Raw genomic sequence first — 20,921 nt, 5'->3', positions numbered from 1 at the left:
TTATGCCTTCGGAATGGTCAATACCTGACCAATATACAAGGTGTTCTTGGTCAAGCGATTTGCCTTTTTAAGCGCCGACACCGTTGTGCCATAACGCGCAGCTAGCACACTCAGTGATTCTCCCCGCTGTACTTTATGACGCAGCGGTTTGTTGTTTTTCAGGCTCGCAAACAAGGTGTTGTCCGGCGGATTTTGCTGATAGTAACGCTTAATTGACTTAAATATCGCGTTTGCGAGACGTTGCTGGTGATAGCTGGTTTTGAGCTGCTTTTCTTCCTGTGGGTTGGAAATAAATCCGGTTTCGACCAAAATTGAGGGTATATCCGGTGACTTCAGCACCCCAAAATTTGCCGCCTGAGGGCGTTTTTTATGTAACTTAGTAACCTTCTTCAGCTCACCAACGACCTCCTCGGCCACCTTAAAACCGGTTTTCATCGAATGATCCATCGACATATCTAGCAGTGCTTTCGCCAGGTACTTTTCGTTGGCAGTGTCTTTAATCACATCCGCAGCTCCCCCTAACAACTGAGAGTGCTTTTCTTTGTCTTCCAGCCATTTACCCACTTCTGAATTGGCCCGGCGTAACGACAGGATCCATACCGACGCCCCGCGTGGCTCCGGACGCGAAAACGCATCAGCGTGAATAGACACAAAAAAGTCTGCCTGGCGCTCTCTGGCCCGTGCAGTACGTGTGTTCAGTTTTATGTAGTAATCGCCCGTGCGGGTCAGACGCGCCTGCATGCCCGGTTCTTTATCGATCAGGCGGGCAAGCCGTTTTGCGATTGGCAATGTGACGTTCTTTTCATAGGTGCCAGCAGGCCCAATGGAACCCGGGTCTTCTCCACCATGTCCGGCATCAATGGCAATGATGATATCTCTGTCTTTCGCCAACTCACGCTTCTTACTTTGCGTCGATTTACTCGCGTAGAGGCTCTTTTGCTGACCATACAAGTCCACCACCAGACGGTCTTTATATGGTCCAGTCGGCGCCAGCGCGAAAATAACGGGTTTGGCTGTGCGGCTTAACTCCATCACCACCCGGGTACTGTTACGGCTCTTTGCCTGACTGTAGCGGAGCTTGTGTACAATTTTGTGTTCTTTAGGTAAGGCCGGTAGCTGTTTGAGCTTGCTGGTATTTTCCAGATCGATCACCAGTCGCAGCGGGTTTTTCAGCATAAAGTAGCTGTATTCAGGCTTTTCAGACAAATCAAACACCACGCGCGTGCTTTCGGGTGAAGGCCAGACACGCACACCGTTGATTTTGTTTTTTGCCTGTGCAGCGCTGGCAAGTAATAGCACGCTCAGCGCAAACAGGGTAAAGCTAATTCTTATTATCGCACTACGCATATCGACTTATAGCTTCAGTAAGCTGCTTTCCTCGTTCTGTGTGTGGCCTTAATACTGCACGGCGTCCTGCACCGTGATAGGCCAAATCAATGTCCATATCTGCCGTCGGGATCACGCCTGCACCTTTTTCAGGCCACTCAACAATGCACACGGCGTGTGGTGCAAAATAATCCCGGATCCCCATAAACTCAAGCTCTTCAGGGTCTCCCAGACGATACAAATCAAAGTGATAGATGCTGACCTCACCCAACTCATACGGTTCAACTAAGGTATAGGTCGGGCTTTTCACATTCCCCTGATGACCCAGCCCCTGCACAATACCGCGTGTCAGCGTTGTTTTGCCGGCGCCCAAATCACCATGCAAATAGAATACCGCACCTGATTCAATCAACTTGGCCAGCTGGCTTCCCAGGGCAATGGTTGCAGCTTCATCACCCAGATCAATTTCTAATGTTACATCGACACTCATCCGATAATACCTCTAATATGGACAAATAAATCACTTGCCAGCAGCCCATGTGCACCGCCATGTGCCGCTTTTTCAGCCGCAAGACCATGAATATACACCGCTAACATAGCCGCATCAAATTTACTCAGGCCCTGCGCTAACAAAGCCGCAATTATACCAGATAATACATCGCCCATCCCAGCACTGGCCATGGCTGCACACCCCGAGCGATTGATATTTATCCGCTTTGCCTGCTGAACCAAAGTCCCCGGGCCTTTGAGTACCACGCAGGCCTGATAATGCTGGGCAAGCATATTGCTCATACCGAAGCGACTTGATGTTTCAGCGTCCGCCTTAATAGCGGTGCTCAATCGCCTCGCTTCTCCCCAATGTGGGGTCAAAACCGCATTTTGCCACTGCATTGGCTGGCTCGCCAGTAAATTCAGCCCATCGGCATCGACAACAACGTGTTGCTCACACGAGCGCACAGCGTCGAATAATGCATGCGCCCATTTTGACTGACCTAACCCCGGACCAATCACCAGCGTATCGGCCTTGTCCAGTAAAGGCGCCAGCGCTTGCGCGTCTGCAACACCATGCACCATAAGTTCATACCGCCCTTGCAGGACCATGGCCTGATTGTCCGGGTGCGTCGCCACACTCACCAGTCCTGCCCCGGCGCGTAAACAGGCTTCCGCTGCCAAACGTATTGCACCAGCCATCCCAGGACCGCCACCAATTAACAGAACATGACCACAGCGGTTTTTATAACTATCGATGGGCCGCACAGGGCGCTTTGCCAGTAACGTTTCTTTGCTAAAATAATGACTTGAGGGAGACACCAGCTGAGCAAATTCTCGGCCGACCCCTAACTGTGCCAGATACACGCTGCCGGTATGACGTTTGGCTGAGCCACTCAGCAAGCCCTGCTTCAGCGCAATGAAGGTCATGGTGGCATCCGCAACAAAGGCATCACAAGCCACTTCGCTGGTTGAGCCATTAACACCGCTGGGTATATCCACAGCTAGCCTGTGTGCCGGGCACGATGCAAGTTGGCGAAATACCTCAGCAACATTGTCGGGCAACTGACCACGAAAGCCACTGCCAAATACCGCATCGACTATCAACCCTGGCGTACTGTCATGCTGCATACTACCCAGCATGACACCGCCGCCGCTCAGGTAAACCCGGTACGCCTCGCGCGCATCACCCTGAAGTTGCTGCGGATCAAACAAGGCCAGCACCGCAACCTTCATACCTGCCCGATGACACAAGTGTGCCAGAACATAACCATCGCCCCCGTTATTGCCCTTGCCAGTGAGGATTAATACTGAACCACTCGGTGCCAGGCTATTGACGTAATCAAATAAGGCAGCCCCGGCGCGCTGCATCAAGGCGCTTAACGTGGTTCCCGCAAGACGCGCAGCTTCGGCCTCATTCGTTTGTACCGCTTGGGCCGTATAGGCAACTTGTGGTAAATTAGTCAGGTATTTTGCTTGTGATATAGACATTCCGTGACGACCACTACTCATTCTTCTGTTGATATTAACTATACTGAACTTGCGCAAAAAATTAAGCTTTGGGGCAAAGAACTTGGCTTTGCTGAAGTCGGTATTACCGACATAGACCTTAGCGAGCATGAAGCGCAGCTGCAGCGTTGGCTTGATAATGGCTATCATGGCGAGATGGAATACATGGCAGCACATGGCATGAAACGTGCCCGCCCTGCTGAGCTAGTACCAGGTACACAAAGAGTGATCTCGGTGAAAATGAACTACCTGCCACCCGATGCCAGTTTCGCCCGTGCTCTCAGCAATAAGCAAACCGCCTACATCAGCCGTTATGCACTGGGCCGGGATTATCATAAAGTGATCCGCAACCGATTAAAGAAACTCGGCCAGCGCATTGAACAGGACGTCGGTCAGTTTGGTTTTCGTCCCTTTGTTGATTCAGCGCCAGTGCTGGAACGGCAACTGGCCGAAAAAGCCGGACTCGGCTGGCGTGGCAAAAACAGCTTGCTGATCCACAAACAGGCCGGTTCGTGGTTTTTTCTCGGTGAGCTGTTTGTGGATCTGCCCCTGCCGGTCGATAGTAACCCTCAGGAAGAAGGCTGTGGCAAGTGCAACGCCTGTATCACGCTTTGCCCGACCGGAGCCATTGTGGAACCCTATGTAGTGGATGCCCGCAAGTGTATTTCTTACCTGACAATAGAATTACAGGGTCCGATCCCCGAACAATACCGCCCACTGTTAGGTAACCGGGTATACGGCTGTGACGACTGCCAGCTGGTGTGCCCGTGGAACCGCTACGGCCAGCTCACCGATGAGGAGGATTTTCATCCCCGTCAGCAACTCAAAGATCAGGAGCTGCTGACCCTGTTCCAGTGGGACGAAGCAACTTTTCTGAAAAACACCGAAGGTAGCCCCATTCGTCGCATTGGCCATGAACGCTGGCTACGAAACTTAGCGGTTGGATTAGGCAATGCAGAGCCTGATGAACAAATCATTCAGGTGCTTGAAGCGCGCCTGGAGTCCGCCTCCGACCTGGTCAAAGAACATATTATCTGGGCCCTGGCACAACAACGTGCCAAACACACCGAGCAGCAGCGCAAAAACGCCCGGCTGATCCGGATCATAGAAAAAGGCCTGCCTCGGGACGCTTAACCAGGTGGGTCAGCATTGGCGCCCTGCTGAGGCCGTAACCCGGTTTACACCTCAAAGACTGCGATGACAATGCGTATTCAGCTATTCTGCATGCTTTCCTGCTGAGCTGAGTAATGACAAATCGCTTTCAATTTCAGTAAACGCTTCGCGCACCTGCATGATGGCTTCTTCCCGGGCAATTGACCCCTGAATGGCTTCGTCGACATGCTGATAAATAAATACTTCCTGATCCTCATCCAATCCCATAGTTGGGATCCGCTGCTCAAATACCTCCTGAAGGCGACGAAAAATGGATTCATTCTGAGAGCGGTTGTTGTTGAGTAAAGCCAGCAATCCGGTGAACTTACTGTGGATCATAGAAATGGCATCATTGAGCTCCGCTTGCTGAGACAACAGCTGTTTGCGCGTTAAAATCGCCAGCAATTGCTGCTCGGTGACACTGGCAATAAAACAAATATGATCTCTGAGCCGGCCATGCTTGTCCGCGTCTTCTGAGGGCATATTCAGGATCAGTACACTCACCAGATTGTAGTTCACCAAAATCCGGCTGGTAAACTCATGCAAACGACCCTTCGAACGTAATATTTCAAACAACTCCAGCACAATTGGGGAACACAGTCCCGCAGTGGCAAAATGATGGCGCTGCTCATCGACCCGAAACTCAATATTGCAGCTTAACCCTAAATTACTGAGACACTGGATCAAGGCCTTGGCTAACGCCTGAATGTCATCAATGACACCGATCTGTTCAATGTAACTGACGATAAATCCCATTTCACTGCTGGTCGCCATGGCATTGAACGCCGTGGAAGTTGCGTCTTCGACCTGCTGCTCCAGGATGTCACGCTCCAGCAACATCTGTCCTAAATTAAGCAATTTAGCTTTCAGCTCACTATGGCCAAAAGGCTTAACAATGTAATCCTCCGCGCCAACCGCGTAGCCTTCCATGCGCTCTTCAACCGAGCCCCGTGCCGACACAAACATCACGATGATATTCTGTGTCTCCAGATTGGCTTTGATCTTTTTACACACTTCATACCCATTCATCTGCGGCATGCTGACATCCAGCAAGACAACCTGAGGCGCGAAATCCTCAATAATATCCAGGCATTGCTGCCCGCTGGTTACTGTCAGGAGTTCAAAGTCGAGGTCTTCAAGTATTTCTTCAATGATTTCGAGGTTGAAGGGTTCATCATCCACCGCCAGGATTCGTTGCAATGCCATTTCTCAGTTCCTTTTCCGTTGCCAAAGCACCATCATCTGCAAACACATCTTCAAACGTGAGAAATGCCCTCGCAATGACAGCTTTCATTTAGTTATAGACAGGGATCCCCCATGGCGCTAGTCATCCCTCTAAATTGGCAGCTCAATATGAATACAAGCGCCCTGTTCCGGGTTGTTTTCGGCATAAATACAGCCTTTGTGCAGCAATACAAATTCTTTGCAGATGGCCAACCCCAATCCGGTTCCGCCAGCCCCGCTGTTGGTTTTACTGCTTTGGGCAAATTTATCGAATATATGCTCCAGTTCATCCTCGGGTATGCCCACGCCCCTGTCCCGCACCAAAATATGGACATATCCCGCGTTAAGCGTAACCGTGACGGTCACTTCGCTGTGCTCGGGGCTGAACTTCAGCGCATTACCCAACAAGTTTCTCATCACCTGAGTCAGCTGTTCAGCATCACAACACAGCACAATATTGTCCTCTTGTGCTTGCAACTCGATATGAATATGCCGCGCCATCGCCAGGCCCGACACATCTTCTTTTGCGGTATGTATTAACGTGAGTAAATTGTGCGATGCCGGATTAAAGGGAAAACGGCCAGCATCTAACTTAGACAAGTCGAGCAGATTGTTCAGCAGTAACAGCAGGCGCTCTCCACTGGTCTCAATGCGTGATAAATATTTCTCCAGTTTATTCACCGGTATCTCACCACACGCCAACTTATCAATCCCAAAGCGCGCAAAACTCAAAATGGAGTGCATGGGGGTTCTGAGTTCATGGGACATATTGGCAAGAAACTCTGATTTACTGATATTCGCGGCCTCTGCGGCCTCTTTAGCCGCCTGGAGCTGTGCCGTACGCGCCTGAACTTCCACTTCCAATACTTCCTTGGCCTCCTCAAGTAATTGCTGTTTGCGTTTCAATTGCGCAACGTTCTTAAAAATCGCGGCCAGGGCAATTTCACCGTGATGGTCAATCTCAATAAAGGTCCCCATCAAGGGAATACTTGGCCCATCTTTTTGCGGTAACACCAGCTCACAATTGAAATGCCGCAGCACACCGCCATTGTTGATGGCCTCTTTTAACGCGGTGACAGAAGCAGGTTCAAACAGGTCAAAAATGGAATGTTGTTGAAGCTGATCTCCCGGTAGTCGCAGTAAAGAAGTGCAACCATCATTGGCCTCAATCACAAATCCATCGAGATTAAACAACATGATGGGGTCCGGTGTGTGCTTATAAATCACCCGTAATAAACTGTCTCGCTCAATGAGCGCGTCGACCGTATCCTGCAACCGTTCAACCAACTCTTGGTTATGGCGACGTAACAACTCGCTTTGCCAGAGTTTGTGCAGCGACTGCAACAACGCTCCCTCATCAATGGGTTTGGTTAGCACATCTTCGACGCCCTGACGGATGGCTTCCATCATATCAACCTGATTTTGCCGCGAGGTCATCAACAGGCAACGTGCATCACGGTGGATCTGTCGCACCTTCTTGAAGACATCCAGACCGCTTCCCTGCGCCAGGTTGAAATCACAAATCAATAAGTCAATATCATGGGTGGTTGCCTGTTGCATCGCCTCAGTAATACAGTGTGCAGTCACAACCGTCAGTTGTGCGCCACGCAGGCTTGCCGTCAGGCGCCTCAGACGATCTTCACGATGGTCGACCAGTAATATTTTCGGCAACTCAAGGCGGTCATGATCGCCGGTTTCAAGCACCCGCTCAAGCAGCCCCGTAATTTCTTTATTGCCAAAAAAGGGGTAGATCACAATGGCATTGCACAGCATTCGATTTAAGCGGCTGAATGCGTCAACATGCTCTGAATTCTCCGGTTTGGGGGCCAATAAGATTAAACGGTCGTGATCTTTTAACGCAGACAGGGCATCAAAGGTGCTATCAGGCAGCCCATGGGCAATGGCGACCACATGATACGCAAAGAAATCCTCAACCTTGTGCAGCATCTGAAAATGTAAATGCACCACTTCGCAGCCCAATAATTCAAATAATACCTTCAGTCTCATAGCCAGCACGCTGCTGCTATCGATAATTAATACCTTGTTGTTTTCCATAACTAAACCCTGCCGTGGTAAACTAATTTGCTGCATTACTCGATGCAATCAATAGCATTCAGTTTAGTCAAAAATCGCCGATCCGAAACACACGCCGGTTGAATCACAACGTGCAACCGTTACACTGTGAACTGACCACGTTCGTGCCACGTATACTCAGGCATTGAGTTTAAAACCGTTTCAGGGAGCCCCCGATGATTAAACCACTATTGATATCCATGGCACTGCTTGCCAGCAACGGCGCGTATGCCAGCGAGACACCCGATTTCACCAAAAGTAAGGCCTGTGATGATTTTACCGGCTATGAATTCAGAAAACTCAGATCAAAAGACACAGTCGACTTATGCGCCTTTGAGGGTAAACCATTATTGGTCGTCAATACCGCCAGTAACTGCGGGTTTACAGGTCAATTCGATGGCCTGGAAAAACTGCACAAAGCTTATGCAGACAAAGGCCTGGTGGTACTCGGGTTTCCGTCAGACGACTTCTTTCAGGAAGAAAACGACGAGAAAGATACCGCTGAGGTCTGCTTTATCAACTACGGCGTCACCTTTACTATGATGGCAACAGGTGCCGTGCGCGGCGACGATGCCAACCCGGTTTTTCAACACCTGGGTGAACAAAGCGGTGCGCCCATGTGGAATTTCTACAAGTATCTGATCTCGGCTGATCGCAAGACAATTCAGCAGTTCAACAGCCGCACCAAACCGATGTCGGAACCTATGATAGCGGCCATCGAAAAAGAACTTGATCTTAAATAATGCGCTTTAAATCTAAGTATATTAGAATAATGTATGAGCAATAATTAACCCATCCATGGAGAGATAATGACACTAGCCAGCGCAAGACACATATTAGTCGATAACGAAGCCCAATGCCTTGAACTTAAGCAACGTATTGCAGCAGGTGAAGACTTTGCCGAGATCGCAAAACAATATTCCAGTTGCCCGTCTGGTCAGGATGGGGGGGAGCTGGGTGAGTTTGGTCCTGGCATGATGGTACCTGAGTTCGACAAAGTGGTATTTTCGGCCCCACTCAATGAGGTGCAAGGCCCAGTTCAGACGCAGTTTGGTTATCACTTGCTTGAAGTGACCAACCGGGTCGATTAAACCATGTTTGCTACTGGCAGTGTTTCTCTGTCGGTAGCTTTGCCCGTGACCTCTCGGATCTATCCAGCCCCGTTCCTACCTATTTTTAATACCAATCCACATCATTCTTGAGACGAGTAAATCTCGGCGATAACGAGGTAAAAATTTCGCTATTTAATTGTTCTAAATGAGGAATATTTAACACTGTTATCAGCAGATTTAATACCAATTTGCTTAATTAAGTGATCTATTTTGAGGCGAGAAAATAGGGGCGATAACACCGCTCCCGCGTCCTACTATCGCTGAGGCACCTACATCCCTGTAGGCGAGGCAAAAATTTGTGAACCTATGTCTTAGGTATAAGGTTCTAAATGAGAAATTTTTAACGTTGTTAGCGTCCTATTTGCTCCTTCAAATAGACCAGGTATTAAGTGAAATTGGTATAATCTCTCCAATTGGTTATGTATTAATGTAGATTGGTTTAAGTAATGCTATAGTCATTGCGCATCTAACCACAACATAAGGATTGAGTGATGATATTATATGGCTCGGATACATCTCCGTATGTCAGGCGCATCCGCATTTATTGTCTTCGCCATGACATTACCCTGGACTATCGCAAACTGGACATCTTTAGTGAGGAAGGCAGAGCTATCCTTCACGAGCATAATCCGGCACGTAAACTGCCGTTTCTGCTTGCTGATGATCAGGCCGTCCTGGATTCCAACGTCATTGCCCGTTACCTGCAACAAAAGTTTTCTTTGCCTCATCTCAATTGGGCACAGGAAAACCTGCTCACTATCATCAATGCCTGTAACGATTCATTGGTAGAGCTATTGCTTTGCCAGCGTTCAGAGTTTGATACTCAGGATGACAAGCTGTTTTTTAACCTGCAACGCGGGCGCATCGCAGAAACCTTACGCGTACTGGAGCAAAGCTGTCATGAAACTGTATTTTTAAACTGCGAGTATCTTCAGATCAGTTTATACTGCCTGCTGGATTGGATCCGCTTCAGAAACTTGTTCGACTTAACGCCGTTCACCGCTCTGGAGCAGTTTTATGACCAATGGCAGCCTCAAGACGAGGCACGTCTTACAGATCCCAGAGCATAATACCAATTTGCTTAATTAAGGGTTCTATTTTGAGGCGGGAAAATAGGGTCGATAACAAGGCGAAAATTTGCGAACTTGTACCTTAGGTAAAGGTTCTAAATGAGAAATTTTTAACACCGTTAGCGTCGTATTTGCTCCTTCAAATTGAACAGGTATTAAGTGAAATTGGAATAAGCTCGATAACTATGGAAATACACCATGAGTGACATCGAATTAGAATCGGAAGTAGTCAATTTTGTCGTGACAGCGAAAGAGCAAGAGCAAGTTTGGGCACTGGGCTCAGATGACGGCGGCCTGGTTGTGGTTGACTCAAACCAGTTTGAAGAATCGGACGTATTGCTGCTATGGGATAACGAAGAGAATGCTCAGGCACAGTGCCGTGACGAGTGGGCAGACTTTAAACCGATTGCCATCGCACTGGATGAATTGCTTGACGAGTGGATTGAAGATTTGCGCGACGACAACGCCCTGCTGGGCCTTAACTGGAATGATGACAACGTCTGTACAGAGATCGAGCCGGTTGGTCTGGCCCGTGCCCTGTCGGAATAAGCGCCATTACTCCACGCTGATCAGCGCCACTAAGGTGCCTTCAATTGAGCGCACATACGCCTGTGTGTGCTCACCTTTTAAAGTCGGCGGCGACAACGGCTCTGCCCCCGCTGCCACGGCTTTATCATAGCTCTTCGCGACATTCTCACACCCCAAAGTTAACTCAAAACCCAGCGCGGGCTGCTTAGGTTGGCTACGAATGTAGCTTTGTTTAAACTGTGCCTGTGCAACCGGGTGAGTAGCAAAAGCGAGTAAAACCTGCCCGGTGTCCAGCTCTCCATAGTCTCCGTCCTCGCTGAGGCCACAGGCACTGAGCCCGAAGGCCTGATAGTAAAAGTCCAGTACCTCTTCGACACTGTCGACGTAGATCACGGTTTTCAGAAACTGCATGGCTAAATTTCAAGCTAAATAAATATAAATAAAGCATATTTTTCGTTCAGCGTAAACCGATTTAAGATCCGGGGAGAGTTGCGACGGGCAATAAAAAGGGCACCATTGGCGCCCTCTTATCAAGCAATTACTGCTTATTCTTTTGTTCTTTCGTAAATGCCCTGAGTTTACGCTTCTGCGACAGGGTCATCTTGTTGGTGCGACCAGAATACGGGTTATCCCCTTCACGGAACTCGATCTTAATCGGCGTCCCCATGATATTCAGCGCCTTACGATAGTAGTTCATCAGGTAGCGCTTATAACTGTCAGGCAAGTCATGCACCTGGTTACCATGGATAACAATACGTGGCGGGTTATAACCACCGGCATGAGCATATTTCAGCTTAACCCGGCGACCACGTACCAGAGGAGGCTGGTGATCGGCCTGAGCCATATCCATAATACGTCTCAGCATGGCTGTGCTGACACGTTTAGTCGCCGACTCATAAGCTTCTTCAACAGATTCAAACAGGTGACCAACCCCGGTACCATGCAGCGCCGAAATGAAGTGCAGGCGAGCAAAATCAATAAAGCCAAGGCGACGATCCAGTTCAGACTTAATGCGCTCTTTCACGTAGTCATCCAGACCATCCCACTTGTTCACTGCGATCACCAAAGAGCGACCTGCGTTCAGGGCAAAGCCCAGCAGGCTGAGATCCTGATCTGAAATACCATCTCGTGCGTCGATCACTAACAGAATGACGTTTGCATCTTCTATGGCTTTCAGCGTTTTAATTACTGAGAACTTTTCGACCACATCACTGACTTTCTTACGCTTACGAACACCTGCGGTATCTATCAACACGTAGTCGCGTTCATTGCGCGTCATCGGGATATAAATTGAATCGCGCGTCGTGCCTGGCATATCGTACACGATCACCCGTTCTTCACCCAGAATACGGTTGGTAAGCGTTGACTTACCCACATTAGGACGACCGATGATCGCCAGTTTAATGGGTTTGTCTTCAAAGCCTGTTTTGCCCTCTTCCGGGGCTTCTTCCCCTTCCAGGTAAAGCTCAGTCAGCAGCTCATCATCCTGCTCAATTTCATCTTCTTCTGAGGCCAGCTCCGCAATTACCGGGCCCAGAGTCGCTTCGAGTAGCTGTGTAACACCCCGGCCGTGTGCAGCAGCAATGTGATACACCTCACCCAGCGCTAACTGGTAAAACTCAGCACAGTTAGAGTCGGCATCGATGCCATCTGTTTTATTGGCCACCACAAAGCTTTTCTTCTGCTGCTTACGCAAATGTTGCGCAATGGCCTGATCCGCAGCGGTCATGCCTGCACGGGCGTCAACCAGAAATAGCACCACATCGGCTTCTTCAATGGCCAGCAAAGACTGCTCTGCCATTTCCGTTTCGATGCCTTCTTCACTGCCATCAATACCGCCGGTATCGACCACGATAAACTCATAGCCATCATAATTTGCCTGGCCATATTTACGGTCACGTGTAAGGCCCGGAAAGTCCGCCACTAACGCATCACGCGTGCGGGTCAGACGGTTAAATAAAGTGGATTTCCCCACATTGGGTCGCCCGACGAGAGCGATCACAGGAAGCATAGACTACCTCTTTTAAAAACAACAAAAGGCTTCGCACCGCGAAGCCTTACTTCTATTCATTCAGCATATGGTGGTTACGGAATTTTTACCGCACTGACTTCACCATCGCGGGTGTACAAGATCAAGGTGTCATCGACCACAATAGGCTCGACAAAAAAGCCTGAACTATCAAACTCTTCTCGAGAAACCAGTTGACCTGTTTGTTTATCCAGCCAATGCAGGTTACCTTCCTGATCGCCCACTACCAGATAATTACCAGCTACTGCCGGCGTTGTCAGATACCAACCACGTAACGCAGACTGGCTCCAACGCTCAATGCCCGACTCTCTATCTAGAGCATAGAGTACGCCTTCGCTATCTACCAAATAAATGGTATTCAGCTCAACACTGAGGTCACGGTAACTGCTGTACTCACGATCCCAAAGCACATTGCCGTTACGTACATCCAATGCAGCCAGTTTACCATTGTAGGCGATGGTATACACGGTACTACCAACAACCACAGGCTTAGTATCTACATCAACCAGGCGTTCAAACTCAGAAGCGCCTTTTGCCAGGGCAATGTCAGTACTCCAGGCCATAAAACCATTCTCAGCAATCAGCACCGATAATTTGCCGCTTTCTTCACCAACCAGTACGCCACCATTTGCTGACGTAGGTGAACTCAGGCCACGTAATGTCAGTGCAGGCACTTCCTGCTCAAACTGCCAGCGTTCTTCACCGGTATCCGGGTGTAACGCCAGAAGTTTTCCTGAGCCCAGGTTAACGTAGACCAAACCATCTCCGGCAGCTGGGGTCGAAAGCGCCTCTCCCGGCACCGTCTTACGCCAAACGACTTCACCGGTTTCTCTGTCTAAAGCAATCACTTCACCATGCTCTGAGCCGATATACAGCTTGCCGTAGGCCTGTAAAATACCGCCCGACAGCTTAGCCGAGTCATCGTCTTCCCACGGCCAGAAAGCCGGGTTTTCACGCGTATCAACTTCCCACAACGTATCGCCGCTGCTGCTATCAAGCGCAGCAACCAGACCATTTCGTTCTGCTACGTAAACCGTACTTTGATAAAAGGTGGGTGTCAGACGCGAGAAGTAATGCTCAACGCCATCACCAATAGATTCCTGCCAGACAACGTCGGTTTCAAACTGGTTTACAATTTCAGGTAACACCAGTTCATCTTCATCATCACTTGAGGAGCATCCCAGCAATGACGCCATACATAGCGCCAATGAGGCCATAGTCAACTTCTTCATGGCGACTCCTTACAGTGCTGCTGTGCTAGCCAGATCGTCCAGTTTGATTTGCAGCAGTGGGTTATTATCACTGCCACCGGCAGTCACTGCTTTTTGATACTCATCTCGCGCAGCTTCTTTGTTGCCTTGCGCTAACAGTACATCGCCTTTCACCTCAGCTACCTGAGCAGCAAAGCTCTCTGGCATCGGGTTACCCAGTGTCGCCAGTGCCGCACTGTAATCTTCGCGCGCAGCCTGCACACGGGCCAGACGCAGATAAGCCGTCGCTTTTAGCTCTGGTGATTTAACGGTGTTTGCAGCGAAGTTGAGCTTTTCTTGTGCAACGTCCAGTTTGCCTTGTTCAACGGCTTCTTTTGCTGCCACAAACGCAGCCAGTACCGAATAGCTAGACTCACCATTCGCTGCTAAAAAGTCATCGCTTTTGGTCAGAACGTCACCACTATCAACCAACTGGTTATAGGCTTCAGAACCTGCTTCTGCGGTGTCAATTTGATGCTGGTTATAAGCTTTCCAACCATACAGACCACCCAGGCCCAGCACCGCACCGATGATCAAAGATGTTCCATTTTCACGGAAAAATCGTTTTATTGCTTCGGCTTGTTGTTCTTCTGTTGAATAAATTTCCATTCTGACCTCTTTATTAATAGCGTAAAGCCAGTCCCTTTTCAGATAACTGGCCTGACTTTACTGCGCCTGGGCGCTTAATCCACTAACGCCGACAACAGGCTTTTTGCCTCTGCCAGTGTCAGGGTAACTTGTTCTTTGTGTTCGCGGAGATACTTAACCGTCACCTTACCTTCGGCCAATTCATCTTCGCCAAAAATCAGGGCAACTTGTGCATCGCTCTTATCCGCACGTTTCAGTTGTTTTTTGAAGTTGCCGCCACCGGCATTGACCAGTACGCGCAGGCCTGGGATCTCACTGCGTAGTTGTTGCGCAATAACCGGCGCCTGAATGCCAGCCTGTTCGCCCATCGCTGCAACGAATACATCGGCATTACGGCGTAATGTGCCGATACGCTCAAGCTCTTGTAACATCAGTACAAGACGCTCCATGCCCATTGCAAAGCCCACAGCCGGCGTCGCTTTACCACCAACCTGCTCTACCAGGCCATCATAACGCCCGCCGGCACACACAGTACCTTGAGCACCTAAGCTGTCGGTTACCCATTCAAATACGGTGCGGTTATAATAATCCAGGCCGCGTACCAGTTTTTCATTAACCTGGTATTCGACGCCAGCGGCGTCTAAACGTTCACATAAATTTGCAAAATGTTCGCGCGACTCTTCGTCCAGATATTCTGACAATTTTGGCGCGTTCACCAAAATGGCCTGCACGTCCGGATTTTTGCTGTCCAGCACACGTAACGGATTGCTGTGCATGCGGCGTTTTGAATCCTCATCCAGATCCGCTTCGTGTTGTTCAAGAAACGCAATCAAAGCCTCACGATAGGCTGCACGCGCTTCATTTGAACCCAAAGAGTTGAGTTCCAGGCGAACAAATTCGCTGATCCCAAACTGCTGCCACAGGCGCGCCGTCATCAGGATCACTTCAGCATCCATATCGGCACTTGCCACACCAAAGGTTTCTACACCAAACTGATGGAACTGGCGGTAGCGGCCCTTTTGTGGACGCTCGTGACGAAACATAGGTCCCATGTACCACAAACGCTGCTCCTGATTATACAGTAAGCCATTCTGGTTACCGGCCCGCACACAAACCGCGGTGCCTTCAGGACGCAAGGTCAGGAGATCGCCATTACGATCTTCGAAGGTATACATTTCTTTTTCAACGATGTCGGTGACTTCACCAATTGAGCGCTTGAATAACTCGGTGGATTCCACGATAGGAAAGCGGATCTCCTGATATCCAAAAGATGCCACTGTGTCACGTAAGATAGATTCTACCTTCTGCCAGACTTGCGTATCACCCGGCAGACAATCGTTCATACCTCGAATTGCCTGAATTTGTTTTGCCACTGAAAATCCTAGTAATCTAATTTTTTACACGAAACGGCTGGCTAAGCCCGATGACTTAGCCAGATCTGATAAACCCGCTATTATACCCAGCTCGGCTAAAACGTAAACGCTTAGTTTGCCGGGTCTGCCGCGCTTACTCGACTATCTTGACGTCGATTTTGGGTTCATTTTGTTGTTTTTCAACATAGCTGCGTACCTGCTCTTCCAGCTGTTCAACGATGTGATCGTTGTCGATACGCATTTTTTGACGCTCACCATTGATATAAAGGCCCGAACGGCGGTTTGCCCCTGCCAGACCCAAATCGCTCACCAAAGCCTCACCCGGACCATTTACCACACAGCCGATTACAGAAACCGAAATTGGGGCTGTGATGTCTTCCAGGCGTTCTTCCAGTTGATTCATGGTGTTAACCACATCAAATTCCTGACGGGAGCAACTTGGACAGGCAATAAAGTTAATCCCGCGCGAACGAATACGCAGCGACTTCAAAATATCAAAGCCTACTTTGACTTCCTGAACTGGATCGGCTGCCAGGGATACCCGCAGCGTATCACCAATCCCCTCAGCCAACAGCATACCTAAGCCCACTGCCGACTTGACCGAACCGGCACGCATCCCACCGGCTTCAGTGATCCCCAAATGCAGTGGTTGGTCAATTTCTTTGGCCAACAGGCGATATGCCCCAACCGCTAAGAAAACGTCTGACGCTTTAACCGAGACTTTAAATTGATCAAAGTCGAGCCGCTGTAAGATCTCAACATGACGCATCGCTGACTCAAGCAAAGCTTCTGGCGTAGGTTCGCCATATTTTTCCTGCAGATCCCGCTCCAGCGAGCCGCCATTCACTCCGATACGGATCGGAATGTTCTTATCACGAGCAGCATCAACGACTGCACGAATACGCTCTTCATTGCCGATGTTACCTGGGTTGATGCGTAAGCAATCCACACCATACTCAGCCACTTTCAGGGCGATTCGATAATCAAAATGAATGTCGGCGACCAGCGGTATCTCGGACTGTTCTTTGATGCTCTTAAACGCTTCTGCGGCTTCCATAGTCGGAACAGAGACCCGCACAATGTCCGCGCCGGCATCGGCAATCGCCCGGATCTGAGCCACAGTGGCGTCCACGTCCAGGGTATTGGTATTGGTCATCGACTGCACGGCGATCGGTGCTCCGTCCCCGATGGGCACATTCCCCACATTAATACGCGTGGATTTTCTACGTTTGATCGGTGATTCTGAAAACATGACGATTACTCTGCTAACGGTAAATTAAATTTGGCTAAACGATTGCGCGGCAAGCCGGAAATATCCACAGCTGCGCCATCGAGTGTGATGCTCACGGCAAGGTGTTTGCCCAGTACGACGGAAAACGGGGCCTGCCCACTGACGGTCATGGTGTACCCGGCTTTCTTCACCCCAAAAGCAACGCGCTCCTGACTGGCATCGAAGATCTCTACCCAGCTGTCTTCTTTAAACACCATCACAATGGTGTTCTGCTCAAGCTCTGGCTGAGGATTACGCTCGGTCGCGGGTGCAGCTTGCACCTCTGCAACGGCATCGTTTTGTATGATTGCGCTCGTTTCTGGCGCTGGTTGTGTGGCCTCTTGAGATGGCTCTGATGCAGGCTCTGACGCAGGCTCCTGGGTCATATCTATGGCCGGTTTTTCGGGCTCACTAGCACTGTCAGGCTGATACTCAGGAGTCACTGTATCAGGTTCATCTGCCACAGCTTGCAATGCGCTCTGCTCGTCATTTTGCCCATCGCCTGAAACAACATTGGCCTGAGGTATATCCCGGGCATCACCTGGTGTGATCTCGCTCTGAGAGCTGCTGTTTTGCCAGAACCAAATCGCGGAGCTGCCCACGACCAGGATCAAGACTGCATAGCTGAACCACATCAGGCGGTTGTCGTGCGCTTCTTTCTCCGTACGGCGAGAAAAGCTCTTCATTTTGCCTTTCTGTTCAGGCACAACGGGAGACTGATATAATTTCAGTGTTTCCTGCGCATCCAGGCCCAGTAAATGACAGTAACTCTTGATGTAGCCCCGTACAAAAGTTTCGGGACCCAGGTTCTGATAGTCGTCCTGCTCTAATTTGTTGATCTGGGTTTCACTGAGCTTCAACCGTGTGGTGATCTCTTCATAGCTGACACCCCTGTCATGTCTGGCTTTGGCCAGAGTTTGTCCAAGCGACAATAAATCGCTGCTATTTTCTGTATCTAATTCTGCTTCGTTCATAAGGTATAGTTATCTGGATCCACGATTAAGAGATGTCGCCCTGGTTGTAAGACGATATCCGGGGTCAATTTGTTCCACCGCATCAGGTCGTCAATCTGGAGATTATATTCCATTGCAATGTCGAATAGCGACTGGCCCTGACCTATGGTGTGTACAATCTTAGGATCGTTCAAATACACCACCTGACCAATCGACAGCTGGTCCGACTCACGTAAATTATTCCATGCCATCAGCTTTTCTAACTTCAGGTTGTACTTCACTGAAACACTGAACAGGTTTTCCCCCAACCTGATGATGTGCTGAGGAATACTAGGTAGCATCAGGTCGGTATTCAGCAGGCCTCCAACAGTACGGCCCTGCACAGTTTCTGCCACAGGCTCTGCGGGAAGTTGCGCAAGCCAGCTATCTGTAGGCTTATCGGTTACTACGGCCGCGTCCCTGGTGCGTGCAGAAGGCGCTGAAAAGGCGATATCAGTCGGATCAGGCTCATAAAAGACCACCTGTCCTCTTGTATCTGATGCACCTGGTTTAACGGTGTCTGCGGCTTTATCAGGCACACTCTGAGCCGTTACTGTAGCCTGCGCGGGTGAATTCTGAGTGAACTGCTGTGCACGCAACGAACGTGCTGATGTTGGTACCGGTTGCTGTGCGGGTTCAGATACAACCGGCGCAAGCGCAAGTGTCTGAGGCCGAGGACTGGCCGGTTCGACTTTTCGACGCACCTTGATCTTGGGTTCAGCCACCAAATGCGTTGGCGACTTGTGGGTAATTTTTGTCAACTGGGCCTGACGATATTGCTCTTTCAGACGCTCAAATTCACTGTCTTTCAGACGTTGCTGAAGCACCAGTGCCGCCTGGGGCGACTCCGGATACGTCTGTAGCAGCAAAGTCGCGGTTTCTTCTGCTTGTTGCAAATGGCCTTTGCGTACTTCCAATAAATGAGACAGTAATAACCCACGCGCAGAGACAAACCCACGGTCGCCGTACACCTTCAGTACTTCCTCTGCGCGATGCAACTCACTTTTCGCATAGTGCAAGCCAGCCATCAGTAGCAAAGTCGACTGACGCTGCCCATTGTGTTTTTCAGCGCTGCCCAGATACTCCAGTGCCAGCTCGAAGTTATCCTGGCGCAGTGCACACATCGCAAGGTTTTCATAGCTTTGTGCAACACGGATATAGCTCGGTATGTCAATGGCTTTAAGCAGCTGCTCAGTGGCGGCGTCATATTTGCCGATGCGACACAGGAAAGTGCCATAATTATTAAGCGTGTTTGGGTCTTCCGGGGCAAGTGTGAGGGCTTTTTGATAGGCCTGCTCGGCACGCGCATTCTCCCCAACTTGCTCGTAATAATAAGCCAGTGAGTAGTGTGCTTCGGGCAATTGTGGTGCCAATGTCAGTGCTCGTTCGAGATTAAACTTGGCCTGGGTATTATTGCCATTCGCCAGGTATTGTAGCGCCAGTGAAATACGCGTTTTAGCAGCATCTTCGCGACTCGCCTTACTCTGCACAACCGGCTTGTCGCTGTTGGCATAACGCGTTTCGGTCACACAACCACTGAGTGTCACGCCCAGTATCAACAGCAACCCGGTACGGGCAACCTGAGCACGCTTTGAGACCTCAAAGGAGAAGCTTTTTACCAATGAAAACATAGCTGAACTAAACACTTTAGTTAAAAGCGCGCATTGACAAGTCACAATTGGCGCAAGGCCGCAGGCATAGCTCACCAGAGCGCTGTTGATCTATGCCCATATATTACCCGAATGCGTTCGAGTTTCACCCTTTTTTTAGCCAACCTTCACGGCTATGGCGTTGTCTTCCAGCTGCTTTTTCTTCGCAAGACGTTTGGTTCTGTCGACCACATCACCAACCAGCTGGCCACAAGCGGCGTCGATATCATCACCACGGGTACGACGAACGATACAGGTTAACCCGGCTGCCTGAAGTACTTTAGAGAAACGGTCGATACGGCTGTTACTCGAACGTCCATACTCGTTACCCGGGAACGGGTTGAATGGGATCAGGTTAATTTTAGACGGTGTACCTTTCAATACTTGAACCAATTCATGCGCATGATCGGTGCTGTCGTTCACGCCCTGTAGCATGACGTATTCAATGGTGACGTCTTTATTGGCTTTCGAACCATCAATATAACGACGACAGGCCGCCAGGAACTCTTCAATTGGATACTTTTTATTGATCGGCACCAACTCATCACGTAGCGGGTTATTTGGCGCATGCAGAGAAATTGCCAAGGCCACATCAATTTTTTCTTTCAGAATATCCAGCGCCGGCACCACACCTGAGGTACTCAAGGTCACACGACGTTTGGACAAGCCAAATGCCCAGTCATCCATCATCAGTTCCATTGCTGGCACTACGTTGTTGATGTTGAGCAGCGGCTCACCCATACCCATCATGACCACATTGGTGATCGGGCGTTTAGTGCTATCGCCATCGTGCAAGCCGATATCTTTGGCCACGCGCCACACCTGGCCAATGATCTCACTGACCTTGAGGTTACGGTTAAAGCCCTGTTGCGCGGTTGAGCAGAAGGTACACTCCAGTGCACAGCCAACCTGAGACGAGACACACAAAGTGGCACGGTCTTTTTCCGGGATCCACACAGTTTCCACTTCCTGTCCGCCATCCAGTACAAGCGCGTACTTAATGGTGCCATCACTGGCTTGCTGGCGCACTGAGATCTCAGGTGCGCGGATCTCACATTCTGCCTGCAACTTGGCACGCAGCTTTTTGTTAATATTGCTCATGTCATCGAAGTTATCGATGCCGAAGTGGTAAATCCATTTCATGACCTGATCGGCGCGAAACGGTTTTTCACCGTATGATGCAAACAACTCGCGCATCCCCTCGCGATTTAAATCAAGTAAGTTAATTTTTTTCTCAGTCGTAGTCATGAAACAACCCCAGATCAGATGACGGCCAGTGCAAATTTA

At 49.7% G+C, this 20,921-nt stretch carries 19 protein-coding genes; 5 read left to right on the top strand and 14 right to left on the bottom strand.

Features of this window, described 5'->3' with window-relative positions; all coding sequences use genetic code 11:
• Genes PRUB_RS04835 through PRUB_RS04825 form a run of 3 tightly spaced genes read right to left on the bottom strand, consistent with a single transcriptional unit; the run spans position 1 to position 3,306 of the window.
• Positions 1–1,347: an N-acetylmuramoyl-L-alanine amidase gene (locus PRUB_RS04835; RefSeq protein WP_010383972.1), complete on the bottom strand. Its 1,347-nt coding sequence runs from the start codon at positions 1,345–1,347 to the stop codon at positions 1–3.
• Positions 1,340–1,816, bottom strand: coding sequence for a tRNA (adenosine(37)-N6)-threonylcarbamoyltransferase complex ATPase subunit type 1 TsaE (gene tsaE, locus PRUB_RS04830; protein ID WP_010383971.1), 477 nt, complete (start codon positions 1,814–1,816; stop codon positions 1,340–1,342). The genes PRUB_RS04835 and tsaE overlap by 8 nt, the downstream gene beginning before the upstream one ends.
• The gene (locus PRUB_RS04825) at positions 1,813–3,306 is read right to left on the bottom strand and encodes a bifunctional ADP-dependent NAD(P)H-hydrate dehydratase/NAD(P)H-hydrate epimerase (RefSeq protein ID WP_010383969.1); all 1,494 of its coding nucleotides are present in this window, start codon (positions 3,304–3,306) and stop codon (positions 1,813–1,815) included. The genes tsaE and PRUB_RS04825 overlap by 4 nt, the downstream gene beginning before the upstream one ends.
• A 3-nt stretch (positions 3,307–3,309) precedes the next feature.
• Between PRUB_RS04825 and queG the strand changes: the two genes are divergently transcribed.
• The gene (queG, locus tag PRUB_RS04820) at positions 3,310–4,458 is read left to right on the top strand and encodes a tRNA epoxyqueuosine(34) reductase QueG (protein ID WP_010383967.1); all 1,149 of its coding nucleotides are present in this window, start codon (positions 3,310–3,312) and stop codon (positions 4,456–4,458) included.
• An 81-nt stretch (positions 4,459–4,539) separates the two neighbouring features.
• Here the strand turns inward: queG and PRUB_RS04815 are convergent, their stop codons facing one another.
• Together PRUB_RS04815 and PRUB_RS04810 are read right to left on the bottom strand one after the other, a co-directional pair.
• On the bottom strand, positions 4,540–5,682 hold the full coding sequence (locus PRUB_RS04815; RefSeq protein WP_010383965.1) for a response regulator: 1,143 nt from the start codon (positions 5,680–5,682) through the stop codon (positions 4,540–4,542).
• Positions 5,683–5,811: 129 nt separating this feature from the next.
• Entirely contained in the window at positions 5,812–7,755 is a 1,944-nt protein-coding gene (locus tag PRUB_RS04810; RefSeq protein WP_010383963.1) for an ATP-binding protein, read from the bottom strand.
• 194 nt (positions 7,756–7,949) lie between these two features.
• On the opposite strand from PRUB_RS04810, the gene PRUB_RS04805 reads away from it, so the two are divergent.
• The 4 genes from PRUB_RS04805 (at position 7,950) to PRUB_RS04790 (ending at position 10,504) form a co-directional block, all read left to right on the top strand.
• On the top strand, positions 7,950–8,516 hold the full coding sequence (locus PRUB_RS04805) for a glutathione peroxidase (protein ID WP_010383962.1): 567 nt from the start codon (positions 7,950–7,952) through the stop codon (positions 8,514–8,516).
• A 66-nt stretch (positions 8,517–8,582) separates the two neighbouring features.
• Positions 8,583–8,864, top strand: coding sequence for a peptidylprolyl isomerase (locus tag PRUB_RS04800; RefSeq protein WP_010383960.1), 282 nt, complete (start codon positions 8,583–8,585; stop codon positions 8,862–8,864).
• Positions 8,865–9,376: 512 nt separating this feature from the next.
• Entirely contained in the window at positions 9,377–9,955 is a 579-nt protein-coding gene (locus PRUB_RS04795) for a glutathione S-transferase family protein (RefSeq protein WP_010383958.1), read from the top strand.
• 198 nt (positions 9,956–10,153) lie between these two features.
• Positions 10,154–10,504, top strand: a complete 351-nt coding sequence (locus PRUB_RS04790; RefSeq protein ID WP_010383956.1) for a DUF2750 domain-containing protein — start codon at positions 10,154–10,156, stop codon at positions 10,502–10,504.
• Between the two features lie 6 nt (positions 10,505–10,510).
• On the opposite strand, the gene PRUB_RS04785 is transcribed toward PRUB_RS04790, so the two are convergent.
• The 9 genes from PRUB_RS04785 to rlmN form a co-directional block, all read right to left on the bottom strand.
• On the bottom strand, positions 10,511–10,894 hold the full coding sequence (locus tag PRUB_RS04785) for a VOC family protein (RefSeq protein WP_010383955.1): 384 nt from the start codon (positions 10,892–10,894) through the stop codon (positions 10,511–10,513).
• A gap of 127 nt (positions 10,895–11,021) precedes the next feature.
• A complete protein-coding gene (der, locus tag PRUB_RS04780) occupies positions 11,022–12,494 on the bottom strand; it encodes a ribosome biogenesis GTPase Der (RefSeq protein ID WP_010383954.1) in 1,473 nt (490 codons plus the stop codon).
• 74 nt (positions 12,495–12,568) lie between these two features.
• The gene (gene bamB / locus PRUB_RS04775) at positions 12,569–13,744 is read right to left on the bottom strand and encodes an outer membrane protein assembly factor BamB (RefSeq protein WP_010383952.1); all 1,176 of its coding nucleotides are present in this window, start codon (positions 13,742–13,744) and stop codon (positions 12,569–12,571) included.
• A gap of 9 nt (positions 13,745–13,753) precedes the next feature.
• Positions 13,754–14,371, bottom strand: a complete 618-nt coding sequence (locus PRUB_RS04770) for a YfgM family protein (protein ID WP_010383949.1) — start codon at positions 14,369–14,371, stop codon at positions 13,754–13,756.
• Positions 14,372–14,445: 74 nt separating this feature from the next.
• Positions 14,446–15,723: a histidine--tRNA ligase gene (gene hisS, locus PRUB_RS04765; RefSeq protein WP_010383947.1), complete on the bottom strand. Its 1,278-nt coding sequence runs from the start codon at positions 15,721–15,723 to the stop codon at positions 14,446–14,448.
• A gap of 133 nt (positions 15,724–15,856) precedes the next feature.
• Positions 15,857–16,975, bottom strand: coding sequence for a flavodoxin-dependent (E)-4-hydroxy-3-methylbut-2-enyl-diphosphate synthase (gene ispG, locus PRUB_RS04760; RefSeq protein ID WP_010383945.1), 1,119 nt, complete (start codon positions 16,973–16,975; stop codon positions 15,857–15,859).
• A gap of 5 nt (positions 16,976–16,980) precedes the next feature.
• Complete coding sequence (locus tag PRUB_RS04755; RefSeq protein WP_010383943.1) at positions 16,981–17,967, bottom strand: RodZ domain-containing protein; 987 nt, start codon at positions 17,965–17,967, stop codon at positions 16,981–16,983.
• Positions 17,964–19,616, bottom strand: coding sequence for a type IV pilus biogenesis/stability protein PilW (gene pilW, locus PRUB_RS04750; protein ID WP_010383941.1), 1,653 nt, complete (start codon positions 19,614–19,616; stop codon positions 17,964–17,966). Before pilW ends, PRUB_RS04755 begins: the two co-directional genes overlap by 4 nt.
• Before the next feature lie 135 nt (positions 19,617–19,751).
• On the bottom strand, positions 19,752–20,882 hold the full coding sequence (gene rlmN, locus PRUB_RS04745; RefSeq protein WP_010383939.1) for a dual-specificity RNA methyltransferase RlmN: 1,131 nt from the start codon (positions 20,880–20,882) through the stop codon (positions 19,752–19,754).
• Positions 20,883–20,921 lie beyond the last annotated feature (39 nt).

The sequence above is a fragment of the Pseudoalteromonas rubra genome (assembly GCF_000238295.3).
In the GTDB taxonomy this organism is placed as follows: domain Bacteria; phylum Pseudomonadota; class Gammaproteobacteria; order Enterobacterales; family Alteromonadaceae; genus Pseudoalteromonas; species Pseudoalteromonas rubra.
The sequence above is the reverse complement of the archived record's forward strand: the minus strand, read 5'-3'. Positions and strand labels throughout refer to the sequence as shown.

Coding starts and splice junctions, on each gene's coding strand:
- PRUB_RS04785 (WP_010383955.1), bottom strand. CDS start 10,894: ATGCAGTTTCTGAAAACCGTGATCTACGTCGACAGTGTCGAAGAGGTA.
- PRUB_RS04755 (WP_010383943.1), bottom strand. CDS start 17,967: ATGAACGAAGCAGAATTAGATACAGAAAATAGCAGCGATTTATTGTCG.
- PRUB_RS04790 (WP_010383956.1), top strand. CDS start 10,154: ATGAGTGACATCGAATTAGAATCGGAAGTAGTCAATTTTGTCGTGACA.
- ispG (WP_010383945.1), bottom strand. CDS start 16,975: ATGTTTTCAGAATCACCGATCAAACGTAGAAAATCCACGCGTATTAAT.
- tsaE (WP_010383971.1), bottom strand. CDS start 1,816: ATGAGTGTCGATGTAACATTAGAAATTGATCTGGGTGATGAAGCTGCA.
- PRUB_RS04800 (WP_010383960.1), top strand. CDS start 8,583: ATGACACTAGCCAGCGCAAGACACATATTAGTCGATAACGAAGCCCAA.
- PRUB_RS04795 (WP_010383958.1), top strand. CDS start 9,377: ATGATATTATATGGCTCGGATACATCTCCGTATGTCAGGCGCATCCGC.
- PRUB_RS04825 (WP_010383969.1), bottom strand. CDS start 3,306: ATGTCTATATCACAAGCAAAATACCTGACTAATTTACCACAAGTTGCC.
- PRUB_RS04815 (WP_010383965.1), bottom strand. CDS start 5,682: ATGGCATTGCAACGAATCCTGGCGGTGGATGATGAACCCTTCAACCTC.
- bamB (WP_010383952.1), bottom strand. CDS start 13,744: ATGAAGAAGTTGACTATGGCCTCATTGGCGCTATGTATGGCGTCATTG.
- PRUB_RS04770 (WP_010383949.1), bottom strand. CDS start 14,371: ATGGAAATTTATTCAACAGAAGAACAACAAGCCGAAGCAATAAAACGA.
- PRUB_RS04810 (WP_010383963.1), bottom strand. CDS start 7,755: ATGGAAAACAACAAGGTATTAATTATCGATAGCAGCAGCGTGCTGGCT.
- pilW (WP_010383941.1), bottom strand. CDS start 19,616: ATGTTTTCATTGGTAAAAAGCTTCTCCTTTGAGGTCTCAAAGCGTGCT.
- der (WP_010383954.1), bottom strand. CDS start 12,494: ATGCTTCCTGTGATCGCTCTCGTCGGGCGACCCAATGTGGGGAAATCC.
- PRUB_RS04805 (WP_010383962.1), top strand. CDS start 7,950: ATGATTAAACCACTATTGATATCCATGGCACTGCTTGCCAGCAACGGC.
- PRUB_RS04835 (WP_010383972.1), bottom strand. CDS start 1,347: ATGCGTAGTGCGATAATAAGAATTAGCTTTACCCTGTTTGCGCTGAGC.
- rlmN (WP_010383939.1), bottom strand. CDS start 20,882: ATGACTACGACTGAGAAAAAAATTAACTTACTTGATTTAAATCGCGAG.